17 protein-coding genes are annotated in these 24,405 nt (G+C 35.4%); 2 read left to right on the top strand and 15 right to left on the bottom strand.

Features of this window, described 5'->3' with window-relative positions; genetic code table 11:
* Positions 1 to 122: 122 nt before the first annotated feature.
* The 15 genes from H7U22_RS11370 to H7U22_RS11305 form a co-directional block, all read right to left on the bottom strand.
* Positions 123 to 2,915, bottom strand: coding sequence for an outer membrane beta-barrel family protein (locus H7U22_RS11370; protein WP_187071481.1), 2,793 nt, complete (start codon positions 2,913 to 2,915; stop codon positions 123 to 125).
* A 258-nt stretch (positions 2,916 to 3,173) separates the two neighbouring features.
* Positions 3,174 to 3,572: a VanZ family protein gene (locus H7U22_RS23075; RefSeq protein WP_187071480.1), complete on the bottom strand. Its 399-nt coding sequence runs from the start codon at positions 3,570 to 3,572 to the stop codon at positions 3,174 to 3,176.
* Between the two features lie 13 nt (positions 3,573 to 3,585).
* Complete coding sequence (gcvH, locus tag H7U22_RS11360) at positions 3,586 to 3,966, bottom strand: glycine cleavage system protein GcvH (protein ID WP_187071479.1); 381 nt, start codon at positions 3,964 to 3,966, stop codon at positions 3,586 to 3,588.
* A gap of 178 nt (positions 3,967 to 4,144) precedes the next feature.
* A complete protein-coding gene (locus H7U22_RS11355) occupies positions 4,145 to 4,777 on the bottom strand; it encodes a KilA-N domain-containing protein (RefSeq protein ID WP_262890361.1) in 633 nt (210 codons plus the stop codon).
* The gene (locus H7U22_RS23285) at positions 4,768 to 5,019 is read right to left on the bottom strand and encodes a KilA-N domain-containing protein (protein ID WP_262890360.1); all 252 of its coding nucleotides are present in this window, start codon (positions 5,017 to 5,019) and stop codon (positions 4,768 to 4,770) included. Before H7U22_RS23285 ends, H7U22_RS11355 begins: the two co-directional genes overlap by 10 nt.
* 227 nt (positions 5,020 to 5,246) lie before the next feature.
* Positions 5,247 to 12,431, bottom strand: coding sequence for a T9SS outer membrane translocon Sov/SprA (sov, locus tag H7U22_RS11350; RefSeq protein WP_187071478.1), 7,185 nt, complete (start codon positions 12,429 to 12,431; stop codon positions 5,247 to 5,249).
* A gap of 11 nt (positions 12,432 to 12,442) precedes the next feature.
* Positions 12,443 to 13,027, bottom strand: a complete 585-nt coding sequence (ruvA, locus tag H7U22_RS11345) for a Holliday junction branch migration protein RuvA (protein ID WP_187071477.1) — start codon at positions 13,025 to 13,027, stop codon at positions 12,443 to 12,445.
* Between the two features lie 3 nt (positions 13,028 to 13,030).
* Positions 13,031 to 15,346 carry an NADP-dependent malic enzyme gene (locus tag H7U22_RS11340; protein WP_187071476.1) on the bottom strand — a complete coding sequence of 772 codons (2,316 nt, stop codon included), beginning with the start codon at positions 15,344 to 15,346 and terminating at the stop codon, positions 13,031 to 13,033.
* A 210-nt stretch (positions 15,347 to 15,556) separates the two neighbouring features.
* Positions 15,557 to 16,039, bottom strand: coding sequence for a hypothetical protein (locus tag H7U22_RS11335; RefSeq protein ID WP_187071475.1), 483 nt, complete (start codon positions 16,037 to 16,039; stop codon positions 15,557 to 15,559).
* A 102-nt stretch (positions 16,040 to 16,141) separates the two neighbouring features.
* On the bottom strand, positions 16,142 to 16,618 hold the full coding sequence (locus H7U22_RS11330) for a hypothetical protein (protein WP_187071474.1): 477 nt from the start codon (positions 16,616 to 16,618) through the stop codon (positions 16,142 to 16,144).
* Positions 16,619 to 16,668: 50 nt separating this feature from the next.
* Positions 16,669 to 16,887: a hypothetical protein gene (locus H7U22_RS11325; RefSeq protein ID WP_187071473.1), complete on the bottom strand. Its 219-nt coding sequence runs from the start codon at positions 16,885 to 16,887 to the stop codon at positions 16,669 to 16,671.
* Positions 16,888 to 16,939: 52 nt separating this feature from the next.
* Positions 16,940 to 17,890: a hypothetical protein gene (locus tag H7U22_RS11320; RefSeq protein WP_187071472.1), complete on the bottom strand. Its 951-nt coding sequence runs from the start codon at positions 17,888 to 17,890 to the stop codon at positions 16,940 to 16,942.
* A 12-nt stretch (positions 17,891 to 17,902) separates the two neighbouring features.
* A complete protein-coding gene (locus H7U22_RS11315; RefSeq protein WP_187071471.1) occupies positions 17,903 to 18,586 on the bottom strand; it encodes a tetratricopeptide repeat protein in 684 nt (227 codons plus the stop codon).
* Positions 18,587 to 18,720: 134 nt separating this feature from the next.
* Positions 18,721 to 19,188, bottom strand: coding sequence for a hypothetical protein (locus H7U22_RS11310; RefSeq protein ID WP_187071470.1), 468 nt, complete (start codon positions 19,186 to 19,188; stop codon positions 18,721 to 18,723).
* Between the two features lie 23 nt (positions 19,189 to 19,211).
* Positions 19,212 to 20,492: a hypothetical protein gene (locus tag H7U22_RS11305; RefSeq protein WP_187071469.1), complete on the bottom strand. Its 1,281-nt coding sequence runs from the start codon at positions 20,490 to 20,492 to the stop codon at positions 19,212 to 19,214.
* Between the two features lie 349 nt (positions 20,493 to 20,841).
* On the opposite strand from H7U22_RS11305, the gene H7U22_RS11300 reads away from it, so the two are divergent.
* Both H7U22_RS11300 and H7U22_RS11295 read left to right on the top strand, forming a co-directional pair.
* Positions 20,842 to 23,109: a peptidase domain-containing ABC transporter gene (locus H7U22_RS11300; protein ID WP_187071468.1), complete on the top strand. Its 2,268-nt coding sequence runs from the start codon at positions 20,842 to 20,844 to the stop codon at positions 23,107 to 23,109.
* The gene (locus tag H7U22_RS11295; protein WP_187071467.1) at positions 23,109 to 24,278 is read left to right on the top strand and encodes an HlyD family secretion protein; all 1,170 of its coding nucleotides are present in this window, start codon (positions 23,109 to 23,111) and stop codon (positions 24,276 to 24,278) included. Before H7U22_RS11300 ends, H7U22_RS11295 begins: the two co-directional genes overlap by 1 nt.
* Positions 24,279 to 24,405: the final 127 nt, after the last annotated feature.

The raw sequence follows: 24,405 nt of genomic DNA, 5'->3' as shown, positions 1-24,405 counted from the left end.
ATAAAGGTTTATTTTATTTGAGTAACAATTGGAATACATAAACTGTCATAGAGACAATTAATAAATCAAGCAAAAAAAAGGCCCGTTTAAAAAACGAGCCTTTAAAATTGTTTAAGAAGAAATTACATCCTCATCCGTTGGCCACCGCCTCCGCCCTGTCCAGGCATCTGCATATCGCCACTCATTGTTCTTCCGCCGATGCGGGTTAATGAGTAGGTAAATGATAACATATAATAGCGTTTTAATACATTATAATTTAAATCGGTAATTGATGTACCTGTTGCCGTTCTGCTGATTCCTGTATTTTGATTAAGTGCATCGTTAACCGAGAATTTAAAAGTTCCACGGTTTTTAAAGAACTGGCGACTTACATAAGGATTCAAAATTGTGTATTCCTGGTTATAAAGATCACCGCCACCGAAGTTTCTAAAGTAATCAATATCCATTGCTAATCTGATATTTCCTGGAAGCACATAACTTACATCAAAACTTGGGTTTACGGTATAAAACTGAGTGTTTGAAGTTGGCTGAGCCGAGAACGTTGAATGTGTATAGCTTCCTGTAATTCCGCCCGTCAAATCAAATTTATCAACATTGGTTACCAATTTATATCCATTAGAAATGGTATAACTATTGGTAATGTTTTTTAAGCCAGTAATAAAGTTTACGTTTCTATTGTAGTTTCCACCGCCAGAAATATTCAGTGTTAATTTACGCTCCGCAACTAATGGAAGTGACCAGTTTGCATTACCATCTGCAGCAAAAACACCATCAACATTTACATAACTGCTAGATTGTTTACCAACGTTTGTACTTGTTGTATCTGTAATTAAGGCTACACTATTCGCAATGCTGTTAATGCTTTGTGTTAGGTTTAACCGAGCAAAAAAGAAACGGCCACTTGCAATATTGAAATTGTTAAAATTAATCCTCAATGAGTTATTAAATGATGGTCTTAGATTCGGATTACCAATAAATACGGTTTGGCTATTTGTGTTATCTGGCACCGGCTGAATCTGATCAATAGATGGCTGAGTTGTGGATCCACGATAATTGATGAACAAACGTCTACTATTACTGAAATTGTATCTAAACTGCGCCGATGGCGTAATATTGATGAAGTTTTGGGTAAACCTAACGCCAGTAGTTAAATTCGTATTGGCTCTGTTGGTTTGTTGTGCAGCTACACCAATATTCCAGTTATATTTTTTCTCGGTTGTGGTAAAGCTAATTCCCGCAGCGTTTGTTAACGTGCGGTTATTGTAAATGTTCGAATAGGTATTATCAACCAAATCATAACTTAAAGTTGCTGGGTTGTAATTAAAAACATCACGTTGAGAATCGCTGTTAGAATACCCATTTTGGTAGTTAAATTCTACACTTAAAGTTTTATTCAATGGCTCTGTATAAACCACTCTTGTGGTGTTATTTAAAGATTGGCTACTCGTATTATTTAATTGATTGGTTAATTTTTGAGTCGTTACGCCACCAATAGTATTGTTATCTAAAATATAATTTAAGTTAGTTCCGTCATTATCGTTAATATTGGTGCTTACGTTTAAAGATAATGTTCTACCACGACGCTTAAAGCTTTTACGCACCAGTAAATTGTTGCTCACTGTAGGCGTAGAAGAACTTGTTGTATTCCGTTGTAAACCTTGCGTTAAAGAGGTCACATAATCACGGGTATATTGTGTAATGCTGCTTCCGTCGTTCTCGGTATAAGTAATGTTTGGTTGAATTTTAATCGATAAAGAAGGATCGATCTTCGTATCTACCATAAAGTTAAAACGGTGATTGTTTTTATCTGTAGTGCTATTTAAAACCTGATTAATATCGGTTGTTGTAGCACCTAAAAGATTCTGGATGTGAGAAGTCTGACTATTATCTACAGAAGAATTATTGAAGAAATAACTGGCCTGAAATTGCGTTCCGTCTTTATAAACATCAGCAAAGTTTAAACCTGCCGCGTTTGTTGTGGTAATTCCACCGCCTGAGCTAGAAGCGCCACCGCCTCCACCACGACCACCGCCGCCACCAAAACCATTACCTAAACCACCGCCACCACCGAAGTTTTGTTTGTTAACGTTATTAAATTGCCCAATAAAACTAAGTTGTTGATCTTCATCAAATTTATTTACGTTTAAACTTGCATCATAACGATCATTAGAGCCATAGCCAACGGTACTATTTCCAAAATAACCATGTTTCATTCCGCTTTTGGTTGTAATGTTTAAGATTTTGTTTCTTGTTCCGTCATCAATTCCCGTAAACTGTGCCTGCTCAGAAAGCTCATCAATTACCTGAATTTTATCCACCATATCTGCTGGTAAATTCTTGGTTGCCAATAAAGGATCAGTTCCGAAAAACTCTTTACCATCCACCTTTACTTTGGTAATGGTTTCTCCTTGAGCCTTAATACTTCCGTCTTTAGCAACTTCAATACCCGGTACTTTTTTCAATAAATCTTCTACTACAGCGTTTTCACGGACTTTAATAGATTTTGCATCAAATTCTAAGGTATCTTTTTTAACAACGATTGGAATTGTTGCTGTAACGTTAACTGTATTCAAATCTACGCCATCATCACCCATTGAAATGTCTCCAGTACTTACTGCGGCTTTAGCTACATCGATGTCTTTTGTTGCCGTTTTTAAACCTAAAAATGCAGCATAAACTCTGTATTTTCCTGCCGGAATATTTTTGAAGGAGAATGTACCATCAGGGTTGGACTGGCCCGATGCAACAACACTGCTGTCTTTTAAACTTTTGATTGCTATTGTAGCAAAATCTACCGGTTTTTTATCCTTAGCATTAATTACTTTTCCACTTACTGAACCCGTGTTTTGGGCCTGTGCGATGTATCCACAAAATATAAGAACAACTAGTATTGCTCTTTGAACGTTCCTTTTCATTAAAAAATTTTAGATATTAATATTACAAAACTAAGCTATCAGACTACGAGAAAGCCCAAAGGTTTGTTAAGATGTGTTAAAAGCTTGGTAACATTTTAAATACAGCTAGTTAGAAATAGCTGGCACTTCGTTTGGGACGATTTTTAATACTATTTCTGCTGTGCAGGATAACTCTTATAATATACTTTGGGGCAATTACAGCCTTTTTTGAAAATACCGCATCCGCTTAAGCTTAAAGCCACAATTACACAAATTAAACTAGCTAGTTTTTTCATTGAAATTTAATTTATGCAACAATACATAACTAAAAACTGCCATGCATGCGCCCAACATATCACAGCCAAAATCCCACCATTCTGCAGAGCGATAAGTAAATACTTTCCATTGTAACAATTCTATGCCTCCGCCGATTGCCACGTTGATTAAGAGTATTTTAAAGATGGTTAACGTTCTAAAACCAAAATTATGCTGGTATTTTATTTTTCCGTAAAACAGTAATACAGAGAGTACAAAAAAGAAACCCATGTGGGTCATTTTATCAAAACCTTCGAAGAAAAATCCTCCTCCTTTGGTTTCTGGCATTCTCATGTTGCAAAGCACTAAAATTACAGCAGTCCAAAATATGGCCCATTTTTGATGTTTTAATGCTTTGAACACGATAGAATATAAATTAAGCACCAACTAATGCTTGATATGCATCTGCAGAAAGCAAAGTTTCAACTTCAGCAACATCAGATAAAGAAATTTTAACCATCCAACCTTTACCATAAGGATCAGAATTTACCAATTCTGGGTTGTCGTTTAATTCATCGTTAACTTCTAAAACCGTTCCAGCAACAGGCATAAATAAATCAGATACCGTTTTAACAGCTTCTACCGTACCAAAAACTTCTTCTGTAGCAACTTCAGAGCCTACACTGTTAATATCGATATAAACAATATCACCTAATTCGCGTTGCGCAAAATCTGTAATACCAATATAAGCTTCATTGCCTTCAACCTTAACCCATTCGTGGTCTTTGGTATATTTTAATTCTGATGGAAAATTCATTTTTCTGTAGTGATTGATTATAAATGTTTTGTTTAACGTTTAGCAACGTTTATGGCTCAAAAATACAATTTAGTTTTGCTAATCCCAATGGATGATAAATTAAGTTTAAATATGAATTAGTCAAACTCAAACAAACTTATTATTTGATGTATTGTAATAGATGAAATTCATCTTAATATTAATTGTTTATTTTTTTGTCGGCACTTATTAACCTATTCGGACTTGGCTCATCGGAATCGTATAAACTTTTAGAAGATTGCAGAGATTTAAGTTGCTGAATTGCCGATTTTCGTAAAATTTCAAAACGCTCTTCAATAGATAGTCCGGCCCTTATCAATTCAGCATTTACAACCTCAAGACCGTTCAAAACAATTAATTGATGTAATGATGCGTAATCTCTCATATTACCACCACTAAGGGCTAGTTCAGGATTTGTTTCTTTCCATTGCTTGGCCGTATAACCATACATAGCTTGGTATAAAAGATCTGCTTCCTCTGCATAAACAAAACCCTCCATCTCTTTTGGCAAGTTTTTAATTGGAATTAAAACATCCTTAACCGCGTCTGTTTGAATTTTATAATTCGCTCTAGCTAATAGACGCCTTAAATCCCAATTTTGATTTAAATGCTTTGATTCCTCTTGCTTCAGTCTTTGAAATTCTAAGATTATGAGAAGTTCCAATTCCGGACTAATCCACGACGCAAACTTTAATGCAATATCTTTGTGCGCATAGGTTCCACTGCCATATCTCCCTGACTTTGCCCTCAATCCAATGCCACTTGTTCTTTCTATCCATTGTTTCACGGACATAGTAAATCTATTGGTTCCTGTTCACTTTTAACTTGGTGGAATTCCACCAAGTTAAAATTTTCTCCATTTTTAAGTTTTTCCCAAATACCTAAATATTCAATTGTATTCTTATTACTTAGCCAACGTTTAATAAGTTGTTCTCCATCTGGTTCGCTCTTAACGATTTCGGTTAAGTTAATATATTCTTCTCCATTATTATTCGAGACAGTAATATCAACTCCCTTGATATGTATTTTACTCATAATTGTTATTCATTATTTATGATTCCAATTTTTATGATTTTAGCGTAGGAATAACAGATTTTTTATAGAAGCACCAATTGTATAATTGCTAGAATAGGGTTCAGTTTAAAATACCTATTGTTCTAAACTTTTGGGTTTAATTTAGCTTGCTCCCCTTTTGTTATAATTGATAATTCGGACGCAAATTCATGCGTCCTAGATGTGATTTCCAATAAAGTTACAACCCCCTAATTCAGCGTAAACCTCAAACTAAAACCAAAATTACTGAACGAGGTATTAAACGTTTGAGAAGTATATGGTTTGGTAACGTTCGAATCGTAAAACAACTTGATGTTAAACTTCTGATTTAAGATATAATCTACGCTTGGTCTTAAAGTGATATTCTTAGCACCAGATGAAACTTCTGCTTCCGTAACATCAGCACGATAGATTACGGTCTTGTTATCTCTAATGGCAACATCCAATTTGAAATCCATGTTGTTATCCATTTTTAAGCTTTTAAACCAGCCAAATGGGAAACGGAATTTTGTTGTTCTATAGCCCAAGCCTAAAACCATATTGTTTTCTGATAACTGTGCCAGCTGACTATTCGCCAAACTCAATCCCAATAATCTCGATCGGTTTAACTCGAAAGATGCCGTTAGGTTATTTTTAAATCGGGTATCAACGCCAACCAACGGTGAGAAATATTCTGAAATGGTGACCTGAGCAAACTGGAATTCGGGCAAGAAGTTATTATTTGCATCCCTATTGCTAGAAAAGCCATTGCTCTCCGTGTAACGCAATAAAGAGTTGTAACCATTAACATTATATGCAGAACGATATCCATGTCTAATATCTACCGACGAAAACTTATCGGCAATGAAAGGAATTCTGGTTAATCCGCTATAGGTTAAACTCCAATTAGGCAAAGGAATTTTAGGAAATGCATTCATTTTCACTTTGCTAGCATCTTTGCCTGTGTAAGCTGCTAAAAATGCAGAGATAATTACATCCTGACTTTCCTTTCCATAACCATCTGAATAACCGCCATTAACGCCTCCAGAATTAGGGTTTTGCGCACCTAGTCTTCGTGAAATAATAGCCCGATTAGTCATGAATTGATTAAACAACCCAGACACTAAAGTAGAATTATTTTCCTTAAATGCGGTTCCTAAAGCAATGTAGGAAACACTGTAATCACCTGTGGTAATTGCACTTAAATTTTCGAAAGATGAAGCACTTTCTACATATCTAAAGTTGGTAGAGAAGTTTCTAGTTTGTGCCTTGTTTGCCCTTAAAGTAATTCTCAAATCTCTAAAAGGTTCCACCTGCCCTGTTAAACTTAAATCTTCCCTCAAAGTATTTACATAAAGCTGATTTTGTAAAGTATCTGTGGTTAACCAACCATTGCCCAAAGCCATTTCGCGGATGTCTCTTTGGCTTCCGAACACAAAGCCCAAGCCCGGTGCTCCTGTAACACTTTCTACCCCAAAATAATTGGTTTTAGGCAAATAGCCTGGTAAGAAAATTCCTTTGGTTTGTGTGTAAGCAGCATTTATATTTTTAACGCTGGTTAATAAATTGATAAAGAAGTTTTTCGTTTTATTTCCTTCTTGGCCGTTACTTACGTTTCTTATAAATCCAAACTTGTTGTATAAGGTGGTTAAATTTAAAGTTGGGTTAATTTGAACCGTTCTACTATTTTGTACTGTATTTCCTAAATTGATATTCGGGTCCAAAAGAGTAGATAATGGTTCGGTTTGCCAGTTAAATACTGTTCCGTAACGGGTTTTAACAGTTACCCAATTTAAGCCCGGAATTTTATCAATTGGAAGATTATAGGTTACATTTAAATTGTGATTGTAATCTGTTGTTCTACCCAAACGTTTAAGATTCTGCCAAACTGTATCGCGTTTTAAACCTTCAATTCTACCATCTGGCTCATCAATAATCGAGTAGTTGGTCGCATTAAAATCGAGTTGTAAAGAGCGGGTTAAATTCCACGCAATCCCATAAACCCGGCTCATTCTAAAGTTTTTATTGAAGGTGGTTCCAAATCCGTTTTGATAAATCGGAAGAGAATTATTCGGATCATTATTTCTCAGTGTGTTTTCCGAATACAAGCGATCTACATCAATTCTAAAATTAATCGCACTAGGGAAAATACTAAAATTAAAATCTTTCAATAAGGCCAACATATTAGATTTTATAATCTTTTCAAACGGCGCATAGTTTTTAGATTCTTTCGAATAACTGTATTGCAAAGATGCTCGATAAGTATTCTGTAAACTACTTTGATTGATGAAATCACGGTGATCATATTGCGTATAAGCATAGCTGGCCGCAAAGTTTTCTACATCCCAAAGGTGAACAGGTTTTGTATTGTTTGTACGCTCTTTACGCACATTGGTAAAGTTAATTCCCCTGCGAACGGTATAATCCTGTGCAAAATTTAAAATAGAGTCTTTTTGTTCTTTAGTAGATTGATCTAGCGCATTTTTCAGCTCAATATCTGGTGTACGCGGATTGTATTGTGGTGTAGAAACCTGTTTAGAATAACTTACAAACATTGGAATTTTCACGCCCGATTTTTGCGGAAGGAATTTGCCCAATTCAACTGCTGATGAAACATCCAACAAAACATTATCTGCTCTATTTCTTTCGCTCACTCTAGAATCAATAGAACCAAATCCTATCGTTGATTTACTTCCAGAAATGTTTACGTCAGCAAAATCGGCTAACTTCAAGTTTAACCTAGCCGTTGCTGCCCAACCGCCTTTTTCATCAAATTCGGTTAAGCGTAATTCATTAAACCAAACCAAAACGCTTTTATCCAAGCCATCATCTCCCTCGGGATTTGCTAAATTTCGGAGCGGGTTTTTAACCCCAACCATGTACACCCTAACCTTGCTCATGTCGGGCTGTCCTTTTACAACAATCGTTCTTGTTCCATCAAAATAAGTATAGGGAACATTAATTGGCCAAGGTTGTCCATTTGCCTGTTTTGCTACATTACGGGCCAGTTTTGCATTTTGGAAGAGCGTTAAATCCACATCCATTCTATTCGCTTCCGGCCAAATTGCATCTGGATCACTCGTGCCTGGTTGCGTAACTTTTAATGGCTGTACGTATTCGTAATAATTATCTTGATTATCAGTTCCAATTCTTAAGAAGGCGGCAACTTCGTTATCACTTAAAACAAGATTGTTTATCGCCTCTGCGTGAATAAACATTTCCAAATGTTTGTAAGAACGGAAATCACTATAGGCCGTTTTAAATGCCGCTCTACCATAACCATCTCGCAAGGTTTTTACGCTAACTGATAAAGACTGTTCATTTAAACGGGTATCGCCACGGTAATTGCTATAATCTCTTTCGCGAACAATTCCTGGAGGTGTTACGTAAGGAATGGGAGACCGTTTTCCATTTTCCTCTATGTTTACAGTAGAAACTTCAATAGTCGAATTATCTGGTGTTAAAGCTGGCAATGCAGGATCAATTATGGCTTGATCTCCTGTATTTTTTGCGTTGTATTCTCTCCATTCTCCACGGATCAACTGTAATTTGGCGAAACGCATTACCGCAGTATCCGTAAAATTCGTCATAAACATTCTAAAGAAACGGATGGATTTAAAATCCTGAATGTTACCTACTTTAGATTGATATTGACTAATCGGAATTCTAAATTGATACCAAGAAACCGCTTGAGTATTTCCATTGGCCAACTTAACCTGAGAAATCACTTTATCGGTAATAAAATTCTGACCAACCACTAAATCTGCAGGGCGCATAGATACTTTGTACTGAAAGTATTCATCGCTTTGCGTCATGTTGTTATCGCGATTAATATCTTCTCCATCTGGCAAAGATGTTGAGGCAGAATTCTCGATACCCAGTTCCTCTTGAGATTGTTGCGATGTTTTTGAGTTTCCTTCTGGCCCGTTATATTTTTCGTAGCGTTTCAATATCCCTGCATTGATTTGATCTAGCGCCGGGCCTCTGAAATAAGTATAGTTATCTGATGATGGATCGGCATCAATCGCAGCCGCCGCAGTCGAATTTAATTGCGATTTAATCTGTGTAATTGCCGCAGCGAACTTAGCTCTTTCATTGGCATCAGATAAACCATCCAAACCAACATCCTGTGCTTTACGTGCATCCGGATTATTATCAAATGCCTGTACAACGGGTTGTAGCTTTGGAACGCGGCCCCAAGTTGTTTCATCATATTTCGTCGGGTCATCGCCAGCAGGTAAACCATTCTCTAAAGATTTACGCCCATCTTTTAGAATATCTTCTGAGATATTTCCCAAATTAAAATACACATCTCCACCGGCCGAGTTTGGCTTGTAGATATATGGATCCATTACCCAAAGTTCTATGAAACCAACATTTAAAGCTTCGAAATCATTCGTTTCAATCTTACGTTGGAAACCCGCCCATCTAGATCTTGGATTTAACAAACTTCCATCATTCGCAAAACCAGTTGTACTAAAGTTATATGGTCCACGTAAAGTTGGATAATAAGCAACATCAAAAGTTGTGATGTTTAAAGCCTGACCAGTTGCCGTTTCTTTAAAAGGAAAAACTTCTTGTTCAATTACCTCTCTCACATAGTGATTAGAAAGTTCGTTTCTATTGTTCCGAATATTCGCTGGCGTTGTAGAAGCGGCTGAATTATAAAAAGTTGGATCAATATTATAGTATGCAACCCTTGCTCTGTTGTAGCCATAAGCTAAATCGTTGATCAATTGCGATTCCTGAAACATTTGTGGCGTACCCGAAAGTTGCCAAGAGATGGCACTCTTCAAATCGATAACAGATCTTGAGGCTTCAAAATCATCTAAATAACTTACTCCATTTTTACTTCCTGCAAAGTTTAAAGCTCTTGGGTGACCAGGAATTAACTGTGCAAATTCTCCATAAAAAGTAACGCTAGAAGGAGCTTTAGTAGAAATTAAAGGAAGTTTATCAACCAGCTTAGTTAAAAATCTAGATGGCGAACTGTAGTTTAAATCGGCACCCCAAATGGTGTTTGAAATTGGCTCTTCACCAATATTTACTTTTTGAGTTAAAGGTTTCTCCGTCAAATTCATGATGGTACCGCCCAAATTCAATTTGTTATTTACTCGATAATCCAATCGGGTTCCGAATAAGGATCGTTGTTGCAAACCAAAAAGTTCATTGTTTTCAGTTGTAATTCTAATCGGTTGACCAGAAGTTAAAAGCGCCTGATTAATAATGCTCACTCGGCCACCTTGGTAATCAACTGTAAAATCGACACCCTCGGTTAAAGGCATGGTACCTGCAAAAACTTTTACCGATCCTTCAGGAACATTAATGGCATTTAAACTAAACTCAGAAGAAACTTCCGATTGATAATTTCCCTTAAGCACATATCTATTCTGATTTTGAAACAATTGTTTGGCAATAGTCTGCGTAGAATCATATAATGCCGTAAAAGTATATTTATCGATTAAAGCCTGCTCACTTGGTAAAAACTTAGCGGCCAAATCCCTTCCGAAAGGCTCAATAATCGGGAAGATAATTCGTCCATTTGCTGGATCAATAGTAATGTAGCCTGTATTTGTATTGTTTACTAGTGATGACAGACCAGAGCTGGAAAGACTCGAACCAAAGGCGCTATTTGTTCCGGCTGTGCTCGAAGAAAAGTAAGAGCCAAATGCGTTATTGGCTGCAACAAAATCGAAAACCCCGTCTGGCTTTCTTTCATTTTGTTGATTCAACCGATCAAATTCTGTAAGTCCAATCCATTGTTTGTTGGCCGTATTTTGGCCTTCTGTCATAATGGGTTTTTCTACACCACTTTCATTATCGATTCTGTAAATATCGAGTTTAAAATTCTGACTACTAATTTGATAGCCACCTATTGAGTAGATGTTTTTCATCATCAAATCCCAAGTTGGAAGGTTAATTTTAGTGGTTTCGTTCTTTAACAATTTGGCATATAAAACCTTTGGATTATTAGGATCGAAAGTAATATCTGTAGAAAACTCTCCTACTTGATATTCTACTCCATTATAAGTATAGCGATAAGCTACAGCTAAAACCTCATCAGAATTTAATGGATTGTTAAGTGAAATATAACCTAACTGTGGCTGGAAAGTAAACTCCCGCTCTGTAAGTTTTCTGGCGTAAGTTAATTTAGCAAAGTTATCCGTACCTCTATTGGCTTGGAAAAACGAGATTACATCATTAGAGTTTGTAAACCTCGCGTTCGGTGGAAGAACTTGCAACAAGTTATTCGATCGTTGCGCAAAACCCGTAGCGGTTGTACCTGCTGGCAAGCCTGATGTTCCTCCAGTAATTTGTGCGGTGTTAAATGGCGTATTTTCTCCTAAATCGATCAACCCCAAAACATCCCGAGAATCTGTTGTATTGCCGGATTTGTTGGTAATCCAAACTTCAATTTTTGTAATTTGGATTGGCGAGGTTATGATTGGAGCATTCGCAAGATTTTTATTATAATTATTTCTAAAGTACTGCGCCAAGAAATAGTGTTTATTGGCCTCGTAATTATCGGCACTTACACTAAAGGTATTTTGCTGTGCACCATTGGTAATCTTAATTTCTCGCGATTGCGATTTCTGTTGGGTGTAAACACTTGTAACGTTTAACTTCCCAAACTGAAGCTGGGTTTTAATCCCAAATAAAGCCTGAGTTCCAGAAATCAACGAGGTATTTAAGGGCATACTTACATTACCCGCCTCAATTTTTTTAATGATATCGTCTGGTCCGCCGGTGTAATCAAGTTTAATCTGGTTTTCGAAATCGAACTGCGCTTCAGTATTGTAATTACTTTTAATTTTCAACTTTGTACCGATATTTCCCACAAGATCCATCTGAATTCTTTGGTTAAAATCGAAGTTGGTTTGCACCCTTTGTCTTTCGTTAAAAAGCGGATTTTCGTTTTTATTTATCCGTCCAAGAAAAGTTAGTTCGGCTTCGCCACGAGGCTGAATATCAATGGTAGATCCACCAAACAATTTCTCGAAAGCTTTACTGTTTACCTGAATTTGAGGAATAATTCCTGTGCTTCTGTAATCGCTTACTTCGGCATTAGAAATGCTTCGCCAATTGCCACGTTTTACTTCGCTATTAACCAAACGAGAATATTCATCGATGGTTAAATACTGCGTTTGCGTAACATATTTATCGCCAATTAATTCTTTAACTACATAGCGCTTATTTTTGGCATCGTACTCTACAATTCTTTTAACATTACTTGGTAATGGATAAAATGGATTTGTAGACGGACTGATCCCAAGCAATTGTTTTTCGCGTAGGCTAAAGTTATTTTTGGACGCAGTTGTATCTGCTTTGCCCGGAATTACCTGAGAGAAGGTGTTTTGAGAGGCAAATAAAATTAATAGTGGGATGAGATATAATAGGGTATATATTCTCTTCAAAGGCGTTAGTTCTATAAATTTTTCAAAGCTTGTTTAATTAGTTGCTCAACCGAAAGTGTCCCTTCTGTTACTTTTAATATTTGATCGATAGTTTTTTCGGCAGTTTGTTTGGCAAAACCGAGCATTACCAAAGCTGATAACGCTTCATCCTTAACCGTATTGTGCAAAGGCATAGAAATTAATGAATCTACTCCTTCTTTTTTTAATTTATCCTGTAACTCTAACACCAATCGCTGAGCAGTTTTGGCACCCAAACCTTTAATCCGCTGGATTAACGGAAGATCTGCATGAACAATTGCGGCCTGGATTTCTAAAGGTGTTATGGAAGATAAAATCATTCTTCCAGTATTTGGACCAATGCCCGACACTGAAATTAAATGTAAAAATAAACGGCGTTCGCCCTCATCGGCGAAGCCATATAATGTATGTCCATCTTCCTTAACATGCAGCCAGGTATATAATTTACACCTTTCAGAATCTTCGAGATTGCTATATGTATTTAAAGATATATTAATATGATAGCCTATACCTCCGGCTTCAACCACAACATAAGCTGGGCTCTTAAAAGCTAATTTACCATCAATATAGGCGTACATGTTTTACTTCTTAGTTGTTTTACCAAATATACCTTTTCGTTTCGATGCTGCAATCTCTTCTTTTGCTTGCACATCTACAACTGCAATAGTAACCATATTTACGATCTCTCTCACCGAACTTCCTAACTGAACAATATGAACAGGTTTATTAAGTCCTAACAAGATTGGACCAACCGCTTCTGCACCACCCAATTCCTGCAACAATTTGTATGCAATGTTACCAGATTCCAAGTTAGGAAAAATTAAGGTATTTGCAGGTGCATCTGCCAATGTACTGAAAGGGAAATTATCTTTTAGCAACTCATTGTTAATGGCAAAGTTTCCTTGCATTTCTCCATCTACAACAACCTCTGGATGATTTTTATGAAGCAATCTAGCCGTTTCTCTAACTTTCTCTGGCGTAACACCATCGTTAGAGCCAAAATTTGAATAAGAAAGCAAAGCGATACGTGGCTTGATGTTAAACTGCTTAACAGATTTATCAAGCAACAAGGTAATATCGACCAATTCTTCTGCAGTAGGATCAACATTTACAGTCGTATCACCAAAGAAAACCGGACCTTTTTTGGTCATCATCATGTACATACCTGCAACACGCTTAACCCCGGGCTCTACACCAATAACGTGTAATGCTGGTTTAATTGTTGAACCATAATTTTTCGTTAAACCAGAAATCATGGCATCAGCTTCTCCAAACTCAACCATTGATGCACCAAAATAATTACGATCTCTTAACAACTTGGTTGCATCGCTTGCAGAAACACCTTTACGCTGACGCTTTTTGAAAAGTGCATCAGCATATTTTTTGGTTTTCTCTGGCTCTTGCATTTGATCGATAATCAAAGCGCCCTCCAGTTCCAAAGCATGCTCATCGATAATGGATTGTATTTTTTCTTTATTCCCTAAAAGAATCGGAATCGCGATTCCTTCATCTTTAACAATTTGAGCTGCCTTTAAAATTTTATAGTTATCAGCTTCTGCAAATACCACACGTTTAGGATCTGATTTTGCCTTGGTTGTGATGGCACGCATAATTACATCATCCAAGCCTAAGCGCTTTCTCAATTCTTCTGAATATGCATCCCAATCGGTGATGATTTTACGAGCCACGCCACTCTCTATTGCAGCCTTCGCTACCGCGATGGAAACCTCGGTAATTAACCTAAAATCTACTGGTTTCGGAATGATATATTCTTTCCCAAATTTAAGGTTACGGGCGTTATAAGCTAAGTTTACAGCCTCTGGAACTGATTTTTTAGCCAGATCTGCAATGGCTTTAACCGCAGCAATTTTCATGGCCTCGTTAATGCTGGTTGCGCGAACATCTAGTGCACCACGAAAAATATATGGGAAACCTAAAACATTATTTACTTGATTTGGATAATCAGAACGGCCAGTAGCCATAATGATATCCTTGCGGGTTTTAATGGCCAGTTCATAAGCAATCTCCGGGTTTGGATTCGCCATCGCAAAAACAATTGGGTTTTTAGCCATCGAGCTTAGCATTGGAGCCGTAACACAATCTGCAGATGATAGTCCGATAAATACATCGGCGTCTTTCATGGCTTCTTCCAATGTATTTATTTTTCTTTCTGTAGCAAATTCGGCTTTAATATCATCAAGCACCGCACGATCTTTACGGATTACTCCAGTACGATCGCACATTACGATGTTTTCTTTTTTTGCACCTAACGAGACATAAAGTTTTGTACAAGAAATTGCAGCAGCACCAGCACCATTTACCACAATTTTAATCTTGTCCATTTTTTTCTTGAAGATTTCACAGGCGTTTAATAACGCTGCAGCCGAAATAATCGCTGTTCCGTGTTGATCATCATGCATTACAGGAATGTTCATTTCCTCTTTCAAGCGACGCTCGATTTCGAAACATTCTGGAGCTTTGATATCTTCTAAGTTTACACCGCCAAAAGTTGGCTCTAATGCTTTAACGATTTTTACAAAATCATCTACATTTTTAGTATCTAATTCTAAATCGAATACATCGATATCAGCAAATATTTTAAAAAGCAATCCTTTACCTTCCATCACCGGTTTACCCGCTTCAGGACCAATATCGCCTAAGCCTAAAACGGCCGTACCATTACTAATTACCGCAACCAAGTTTCCTTTTGCGGTATATTTATAAACATCTTCCTTATTTTCTGCAATTTTTAAGCACGGTTCTGCAACACCAGGAGAGTACGCTAAAGTTAAATCTCTTTGCGAAGTGGTAGGTTTTGTTGGTACTACTTGGATCTTTCCCGGACGACCTTGAGAGTGATAATCAAGCGCATCTTGCTTTCTATTGGTTTTACTCATTACGTAACTTATTAGTGACGGCGCAAAGGTACAATTCTTTTATTAGGCAAGAAATAAATATACTGTTCATTTAAGAATAAACGGAGTTATAAACGGAGAAACCCAATATCTGCAAATGCGAATATTGGGGTTGAAGAATTTTTTGAAGAGGAAAATTAGCAACATAATTACTAACTGAAATTAAAGTTATAGACGCTGTCAATTACAAATTTAAGGCAACGATCTCTTTAAATACCATCCATCCCGTTGTAAATTTAATCCCATATAAACCGATTGATTTAATTTAAACAGGAAAAAGACCCTAATTTCATTTTCATTTATAATGTGCAGTTTTCCATAAATAGGCTCCTTAATTATAGAAAGGACAGGATTATATCTTTGCTCTATAATTGTGTCTCCATTGGTATGAATAAATATCCTACATTTTTTGTCCATATCCGGAATGGATATTTTATGGTTCTTATCAGAAATATTATAATTATTTCTTAAACCAATATTGTCCTTCTCAATTATAACACTAAGCGTGTTGGCATCTCTAAGGTTATAATCCTTTGCCGTTCCTACCCAAGTTCCCTGCAATTTTTCTTCTATATCCTTCCTGGTATTTTCCTGACTGCAAGCAACTAGAAAAGAGGAGAGAGAAATTATAAAAACAAGCACAAAATTAGGCTCTAATACTGGTTTAATCTTCATATTTATTAATGATAATCCTGTATTAGCCTTCTTTTTTTTGATTTTTCGGTATTTGTATTATTAAAAGATCTATAAATAACAGCAAGCGTGAATTTCAAGAGTCTATGGGAAAATATAATTACAATTCGCAATAGATAAAGTCCTTATACTATTGTTCTTCTCATCATAATACCACCAAAACTGGCCTCTATGTAGACGAACCCCCATGTAATTTATATGAAGGTCGTCAATATTTTTATGCTCAATTACAATTTTCATCCTCGCATTAAATATTCGAGAATAATATTTTATAAAATCCTTTCGGTTTTTAATTCTAATATTTTTAGTTTCATAGTTTTTCCCGTTTTTCTTATCTAATGTAAGGTGTAATGTGAAATAACTATTATCCATTAGTTTAGCAAGACCAATCTTATCCTCATTTTTCACCAGAAGTTTAAATTTTTTAAAATAGTTAACAAACACCTGATCATTTTTTAAGCCTATTGGCCTAAACTTATTTACGGCATCCTTTTCTTGCGAAAAGCTATAATTTGCTGATAAACATATGGTCACAATTATTAAGAATATTAACCCTTTCATTTTTTGCATACTTTTAATATCCAGCAAAATTATTGTAGATAAGAAAATAATTAAAATTTATACAATCTGCTAAAGGGATTTGATTTTCTTTTGGCTATCAAATCAGTTATTGAAAAGACAGGATGTTCGGCAAATGGAATTATTATGACCTCACTTGGCTCATCAAAAACACCGTGTTCATTCCTCAACTCTTTCAATTCAATAAGGTAAACCGCCAATGAAATCGTATCCTTTTTTATAGAATAATTCTGAGCTGACGAAGTTTTCATTAAAAAACATTGAACAAACAACAATAAAAAAAACATTCTCATGATCTTATATTTATGACCTACCAGCTCTTTTTTTAATGAACAATCTCATATGCTCAACATATTTATAAGAACATGAATGGCTAATTACTTTACTAAAATCCTCAAAGAATGGGCTTTTATTTTTAAATAAACTTTTACAGAAATACTTATCTGCCTGATCTTCAAGAACTCCTGCATCGTGATATATTTTAGTTTTATACCACCTGCTTATATCTTCGTGTGGCCAACAAAAATCCAAATCATCATGTATTTGAGTTTTATAGCCGAATCTCCATGAATTCCAAAGTAGCGCCCACATATCAGAACACCATGCTTGGATAGGCACACTATCCTTCGGATTTAAACCAATAATTTTATCATTTAGTTTTTCGTATACGTTTGGTATAAAATAAAGCTTCACGCAATCTTGCTCTACCTTATCCCAAAACTCATAAGTTGTATTCTTTAATAAGTATTGTGCTCCACCAACATTATTATCATTTGCCACTACCATATTTGGAGAGATATTAACAATACTGCACATATTTTCAAACAGGCTTTCGCCTTTCGACTTTAGGTAAGTTGAATCTAAATATGACTTTGCATTTGATAAATACCAAATATCATCATCAATCATTTGATCAAAGTTTGGCAATTCTCTAAAAATAATATCAGAATCATGATAGAAAATAACCTCCCTCTCTAACAACGGATTAGCACTTATATGTTTCTTAATTATATGTGGACGGAGCGAAGATGGATAAAACTTGAGCTCTCTTGTATCTGGATAAATGAAAAATTGAACTTTATCATCACCTTTAATAAAATCTGCAAACTTAGAATTTAGACCCCTATTTTCATCAAAGCCAATAAGCACCTGAACATGTTCAGGTGCTATTTTTAATTTTCGAAAATTATAAAGCTGTAACTCTAACTGCCAAATGAAATAGTCTTCATCAGGCTGTGCAGACAAAAAAATCATACAATTCTAAAATTAATGTTTCAATAAATATTTATCTTCAATTTTAATCCCACGTGCCCGAACCAATTGGAACATTTTATCAGAATTTTTATAGTCATGTTGCTCATAATAAATTTTACCTAAAAAATAGTAAGCATCATAAATCGATCTGCTTTTTTTTATCTCATATAGAGGAATAGCCCTTTTACCAAATTTAATAGCGTTTTTAGGATCCTTATTATAATAAAATACAGTCATAAGATTATAGTAACTTTCAGGATCCGTTGGATATTCCTTTAAATATTTTTTCCCTTCCAATATTGCTCGTTCATAATCCTTTTTATATAGATAACATAATATGATATTTCTTTTGGAAGAGCTATCAGTTTTATTTATAGCAATTGCATAATTAAAATTATCAATGGCTACACCATAGTTAGAAAGGTGCATATATCCCCATGCTATACCACCTTTAATATGGTAATTATTTCCTTCCAGCGAATCTGCTTGTTTATAAAAATCTAATCCCTTTCTAAATAAAGACATACTATATAATTCTTGTCCTTCGATACAGAGGGCATCAATTTTTGGATTTGTAGAAAATTTAACTCTGACATATTTTTTTGAAACCTCTAGATTAGCTGTATCCAAAATTTGAGCAGATACATCGAAATAACTTAAGTTTAATATAATGATCCAAAATAATACCCTCTTCATGTTAAAGATTATTTAAAATATTAATCATCTCCAGTATTTATAGTCGTTAGTTTTCCGGATATTGCGGCATTGTATAATGCTGTAGCTAGTTCAGCCGAGGTCATATTAGGATTAGCCTTTTGAAAAACCATTATTTAATTTTTTCTTTTGTAGATTATTATCAGTAAATTTTGGGGGTACTTTAAAGAAGTTTCTATGCCCAACTTGAGTGTATCTTGGTTCAAAGTCAAAATTTTCATATTATAAGTCATATTGGCTTCAGTAAAGTTAGGGTCTCGAATATAATAACCTTTTCTACTATGGGATGAATAAGAGCCATTTTCATGAACAACATTTATACTTTCTGGAAAATAACTACTTTCAAAATACCTTACATATTTTCCAAATTTTATCTGATGCCCCAATTCTTCATTATTAAATCTAAAATTTTCTTTTTTTACAATCACCCACGTACCTTTTAATGTATTTCGAACTTTTGTAACATCTTTTGTTTCCTTACATATATAATATATTATAATGCCATATTTTTGTGTTAAAAAAAAAGCTCCAAAAAAGCATATGCAATAACCTATCCAACTTAAGGATTTTTTAAATCTTAACATCGTCCCCTTTTTTAAGTTGTATTTTAATATGGCATTTTTTGCAGCATTATCGTTCTGCTGCCACTTCCGATTCCAAAATTTGTGCCATCAGTACCTCTTGGGTGCATCTCCCCACAATAAACCATTAGCCATCTATCTCCATTATTGTCAACAAAAACACCATCTTCTGTTATTACACCAGGCATTGTAGAAACATATTCCTTTGTTACAACTACTTCATGGGTGTCTAGAGGTATCTGTTCATTTGAACTGTAAGTAAAATAGAGTTCAACATCTCCAGAAATAGGTGTTAAATTTGGCATTGGCTGATCTCCCGGAGCTTGCGAAGGTTGATTTCCATTGGATGTGCTTCCACTATTTCCTCCATAGCTTCCTCGAGAAGATATACCTCCAAGCTTGCTGATAAGTCCTTGAACATCACCAACACCATTGATTGTTTCTTTAAAATGCGCAAGGTATGAGTCTCCTTTCGCCCCGACTAGTTGTCCATCACTATTTATGTACCCAAAATTTTCCATATCTTGCTTAACTGATCTCATCAAATCCGCCATATCAATGCTTAAAGCAATTGCAGATATAGTTGTATTTGTAAATTTCAAGGTGCTATTCAAGCCTTGACCTTGAGTCATAAACGCAATATAGTTGTCTTGCAAAGCGCTAATAACGAGATCATTACGAACTTTATTTATTTCTGAATTACTAGAAGTACTCGGTGCTAATGCACCGCCAATACCACCAAGAGCACCACCAATTACTAATTTTGTTGGAATCGCCCCTACATAGGAAGTTACCAATGTAGATAATCCCCCTGAAACTGCAGCCAAGGTTGCCCCAGTAAAGGCAGCAAAAGCCTTATTCCAAAAGTTCTCATAAGTCATATCAGAACTATTTTTAATTGCCATTGTATATCCATCACCACGATAGAACGCCTTACCAGAAGATTCTAAAAATACTTGAAGAGCATTACTTTGCGCTCCGATAATAGGTATCCATGTACTATTAACTTCTGCTGTAGGTAAATTTTGTCCACCTTCATAATTCCCAAGGAAACTATTTGATGAATTTGCCCAAAAGCCCCAATTATTGCCATGGCCTGCACTTTGAACAATGTCAATTGAATTGAGTCCAAAAGCCCCATTTGCTTCAAAATGCTTATTAGCTATATCAGACGTAATTCCATTTTTCGCAATATAATCCATTAATTCATAAAAATCATTGAAAGTGATACCACCTAAAACAGCCCTCATTTCATCGTCATTAAGCATTCCTTTAATGTCGTCAAATTTTAAAACTTGTCTTTTCATATATTTAAGATTAGACTTATTACTGTTAAAAAACTATGCCAAGCTATCATCGTGTTTGCCCATTTTAAAATAGCCATCTATCAAATTTGGGCATTATGCCCTATAAGGTTATAACCAAAGGCATTGTTGTATAAATACTACGCCATATAATTTTTACTTTTTACATAAAATTGTATCATTTTTTCGTACAGAGAGAATTATTTGTTGTGAATATTTATGCCCAAATTTCCCCATTATGGGATATTTTTATTATTGCGCCCCACTTTGGTTTGCAACCTAAAGTACCCAGAACGCCATTTTAGTAAGCTTTTAAACTTTGGTTACATATTTGCCTAATGGTGGGCGTTATATGAGCATAAAAAAATTCCCAAACGAGAGACAGTTAGACATGATGGATTGCGGCCCTGCATGTTTAAAAATGATCGCAAAGCATTATGGAAAATTCTATAGTCTGCAATACCTCCGCGATAAATGTGGCATAACTAAAGAGGGCGTTTCATTTCTAGACATAAGCCATGCTTCAGAAGAAATTGGACTCAGGAGTTTATCGCTAAAATGCACTGTGAACGAGCTGCTGTTAAAAATCCCCTTACCTGCTATTGTACATTGGGATAACAGCCATTTTGTTGTAGTTTACGATGTAAAAAGCAAAGGGAAAATTAAAAGTGATCAAATTAAAACCGAAGGCACTATTTATGTATCAGACCCGGCAAGAGGACGAGTTAAATATAACACAGATGAATTTGCTTCAAAATGGATAAAGGAAGGCACTGATAAAGGAATTTTAATGGTTATTGAGCCACAGGCAGATTTTTACGAACGCCAAGAGACTGAACGGATTGATAGGAGAAAAACATTCTCAAATTTTTTAGGCTATTTTAAGCCCTATAAAAAAAGCTTTATCAATCTATTAATTGTAATGCTTTTGGTAACCATACTGCAAGGTCTTTTGCCTTTTATCAGTAAAGCCGTAATTGATGTCGGCATTCAAACACATGATGTTGATTTTATTAATATTGTTTTAGCGGCTAATGTTGCCATAATTGTTAGTGTACTCTTAAGCAATATGGTTAGAGATTGGATCCTGCTTCATGTAACTTCGAGGGTAAATATTGCATTAATAAGCGACTACCTCATTAAACTGATGCGCTTGCCCATAACGTTTTTTGAGAACAAGATGACTGGCGATATTTTGCAAAGGGCGCAAGACAATGAAAGAATAAGGGCCTTCATCATGAATAACTCTCTTGGAATGATTTTTTCTACCCTAACTTTTGTTGTTTTTGGAATAATCATGTTCGTTTACAACCCAATAATATTTTACATTTTTTTAGTTGGCAGTGCGCTATATGTTGGTTGGGTAATGGCTTTTTTAAATATTAGGAAAAAACTAGATTGGGAATATTTTGATTTAGTGAGCAAGAACCAAAGTTATTGGGTAGAAACCATCGCCAGCATACAGGATATCAAGATTAACAATTACGAAAAGCAAAAGCGATGGAAATGGGAGAACATACAGGCTAGGCTTTACAAAGTAAACCTTCGTGTTTTAAGCATTACCAACACACAAAACCTGGGTGCACAATTTATTGATAGCTTAAAAAACTTATTCATTACTTTCTATTGCGCTAGGGCGGTTATAAATGGAGAGATTACTTTTGGCGTAATGATTTCTACACAGTTTATTATTGGGATGCTCAATGGCCCCGTACAGCAATTTATCCAATTCATTATTTCTTTCCAATTTGCTAAAATTAGTTTTTTAAGACTAAATGAAATCCACCAATTAGACGATGAACATGAGGGCGTTGGCCAAAATAGCATTGAGCTCCCTGACAATAAAAGCTTAATTATAAATAACGTTGCCTTTCAATATACACCAACTGGCAAAGTTGTTTTACAGGGCATTAGACTTATTATTCCAGAAGGTAAGGTTACAGCCATTGTTGGCGATAGCGGAAGTGGTAAATCTACCTTGTTAAAATTACTGTTGCGTTTGTACAAGCCTAGTTATGGAGAAATTAAAATTGGCGATATGAATATCAATAATATTAGTTTACGCCAATGGCGAGATAAATGCGGTGCGGTAATGCAAGATGGTAAAATATTTAACGATACCATATTAAATAACATTGTATTGGATGATGAACGCATTGATTATGAGAAGCTTAAAAAAGCATTGAATACGGCAAATATTGCTCAAGAAATAGAAGCGCTACCATTGGGTTATCAAACGGTAATGGGAGAGCAGGGACGTGGCCTTAGCGGTGGCCAAAAACAACGGGTTTTAATCGCCAGGGCATTATATAAAAATCCCGATTATTTGTTTTTTGATGAGGCTACAAATTCTTTGGATACCATTAATGAAAAGAAAATTACCGATGCGCTTGATGATGTTTTTAAAGACAAAACAGTTATCGTAGTTGCCCACCGATTAAGTACAATACGTAAAGCAGATCAGATTATAGTGATGCAAAGCGGAATGGTTGTCGAAATTGGAAATCATGATCTATTAATGGAGCGCAAGGGGCGATATTACCAACTTGTACAATCTCAAATGGATTTAACAGGCATGGCTGGTTTGGATGCTGAAGCTGCTCTAAACATTGAAAATTAATGGAAACTTCTAAATTAAATGTAGCCTTACAATCAGAACGTAGTGAGGAAGTACAACACATCATCGAAAGAATGCCTGTTCGGTTTGGTTTCTGGATTAGTATGATTGTATTTTTCTTATTCATTTTAATGGCTGTTTTCGGTTGGCTAGTGCGCTATCCTGATGTTGTTTCCGGGCAGATTGTAATTAATTCAAATACCGCCCCTTTAAAGTTGGTATCCAATAGTTATGGTAAAATCAAATTAAACCATATAAAATCAATGGATAATGTTAAGGAAGGGCAAGTTATTGCCTATTTGGAAAATGCTACAAATCCAATCCAAGTAAATTTTATAGATAGCCTAATTAAGCCTTATAATCCCAATAGCGATTCCATTTTAGTACTTTTTCAAAATTTACCCAAAAATTTTTCTTTGGGAGAATTAAATATAAAATATTACGCGTTTTCATCTGCGCTCCAACAAATGATAAATTTTAGAGATCATCATTTATATGATAAGCAGGGAAAGAGTTTACATGAAATTTTAAATGAGCAACAAATGGCAATAACCTCTGCTGAAAAACGGATTATCATGGCAAAGAATACGTTAGCATACGTTCATAAATTTTATTCAAGAGATTCTACACTATTCACGAAAAAAGTAATCAGCGAATCTGAATTAGATAAAACACAGATGAGTTACATCTCATCTAAAGATGCTTATCAAAATACGCTAAATAATTTAACAGTAGCTAAACAACAAATCCAACAAACGGAAAGCAGATTGAAAGAACTTGGCGTAACCAAACCAGAAAAGGAAAAGGAATTACGAATTGCCTTAATATCAGCATACAATGATTTAACGGATAACATTAAAAGTTGGAATCAGAAATATGTATTTAGAGCGCCCTTTAATGGAAAGGTGCAATTTCTAAAATTTTACAATGAGAACCAATTTGTTCAAAATGGAGAACAGGTTTTTACAATAATCCCAAAGCAAACTGATTTACTCGGCCAAGTTATCGTTGCATCTCAAGGGTCGGGAAAAATAAAGAAAGGGCAAGAGGTCATTGTTAAATTAGACAACTATCCTTACAATGAATATGGATCGGCAACTGGAAAAGTGAATTCTATTTCGCTAACCACAAGTACAGCTAAAACGGATAAAAACGAAATAGAAACTTACTAAATCTTGGTTGATTTCCCTAACCAATTAACAACGAATTACGGCACAACATTAGAAGCAAAAGCGGAAGCTAAGGGATCTGCAGAAATTATTACAAACGACAGAAGGCTGATTGAACGTTTGTTTGATA

It is taken from the genome of Pedobacter fastidiosus, from assembly GCF_014306625.1.
GTDB lineage: Bacteria > Bacteroidota > Bacteroidia > Sphingobacteriales > Sphingobacteriaceae > Pedobacter > Pedobacter fastidiosus.
The sequence above is the reverse complement of the archived record's forward strand: the minus strand, read 5'-3'. Positions and strand labels throughout refer to the sequence as shown.

Bases quoted from the DNA above. Each gene is read 5' to 3' on its own strand.
- H7U22_RS11370 (WP_187071481.1), bottom strand. From the start codon at position 2,915: ATGAAAAGGAACGTTCAAAGAGCAATACTAGTTGTTCTTATATTTTGT.
- gcvH (WP_187071479.1), bottom strand. From the start codon at position 3,966: ATGAATTTTCCATCAGAATTAAAATATACCAAAGACCACGAATGGGTT.
- H7U22_RS11355 (WP_262890361.1), bottom strand. From the start codon at position 4,777: ATGTCCGTGAAACAATGGATAGAAAGAACAAGTGGCATTGGATTGAGG.
- H7U22_RS23285 (WP_262890360.1), bottom strand. From the start codon at position 5,019: ATGAGTAAAATACATATCAAGGGAGTTGATATTACTGTCTCGAATAAT.
- ruvA (WP_187071477.1), bottom strand. From the start codon at position 13,027: ATGTACGCCTATATTGATGGTAAATTAGCTTTTAAGAGCCCAGCTTAT.
- H7U22_RS11340 (WP_187071476.1), bottom strand. From the start codon at position 15,346: ATGAGTAAAACCAATAGAAAGCAAGATGCGCTTGATTATCACTCTCAA.
- H7U22_RS11335 (WP_187071475.1), bottom strand. From the start codon at position 16,039: ATGAAGATTAAACCAGTATTAGAGCCTAATTTTGTGCTTGTTTTTATA.
- H7U22_RS11330 (WP_187071474.1), bottom strand. From the start codon at position 16,618: ATGAAAGGGTTAATATTCTTAATAATTGTGACCATATGTTTATCAGCA.
- H7U22_RS11325 (WP_187071473.1), bottom strand. From the start codon at position 16,887: ATGAAAACTTCGTCAGCTCAGAATTATTCTATAAAAAAGGATACGATT.
- H7U22_RS11320 (WP_187071472.1), bottom strand. From the start codon at position 17,890: ATGATTTTTTTGTCTGCACAGCCTGATGAAGACTATTTCATTTGGCAG.
- H7U22_RS11315 (WP_187071471.1), bottom strand. From the start codon at position 18,586: ATGAAGAGGGTATTATTTTGGATCATTATATTAAACTTAAGTTATTTC.
- H7U22_RS11310 (WP_187071470.1), bottom strand. From the start codon at position 19,188: ATGTTAAGATTTAAAAAATCCTTAAGTTGGATAGGTTATTGCATATGC.
- H7U22_RS11305 (WP_187071469.1), bottom strand. From the start codon at position 20,492: ATGAAAAGACAAGTTTTAAAATTTGACGACATTAAAGGAATGCTTAAT.
- H7U22_RS11300 (WP_187071468.1), top strand. From the start codon at position 20,842: ATGAGCATAAAAAAATTCCCAAACGAGAGACAGTTAGACATGATGGAT.
- H7U22_RS11295 (WP_187071467.1), top strand. From the start codon at position 23,109: ATGGAAACTTCTAAATTAAATGTAGCCTTACAATCAGAACGTAGTGAG.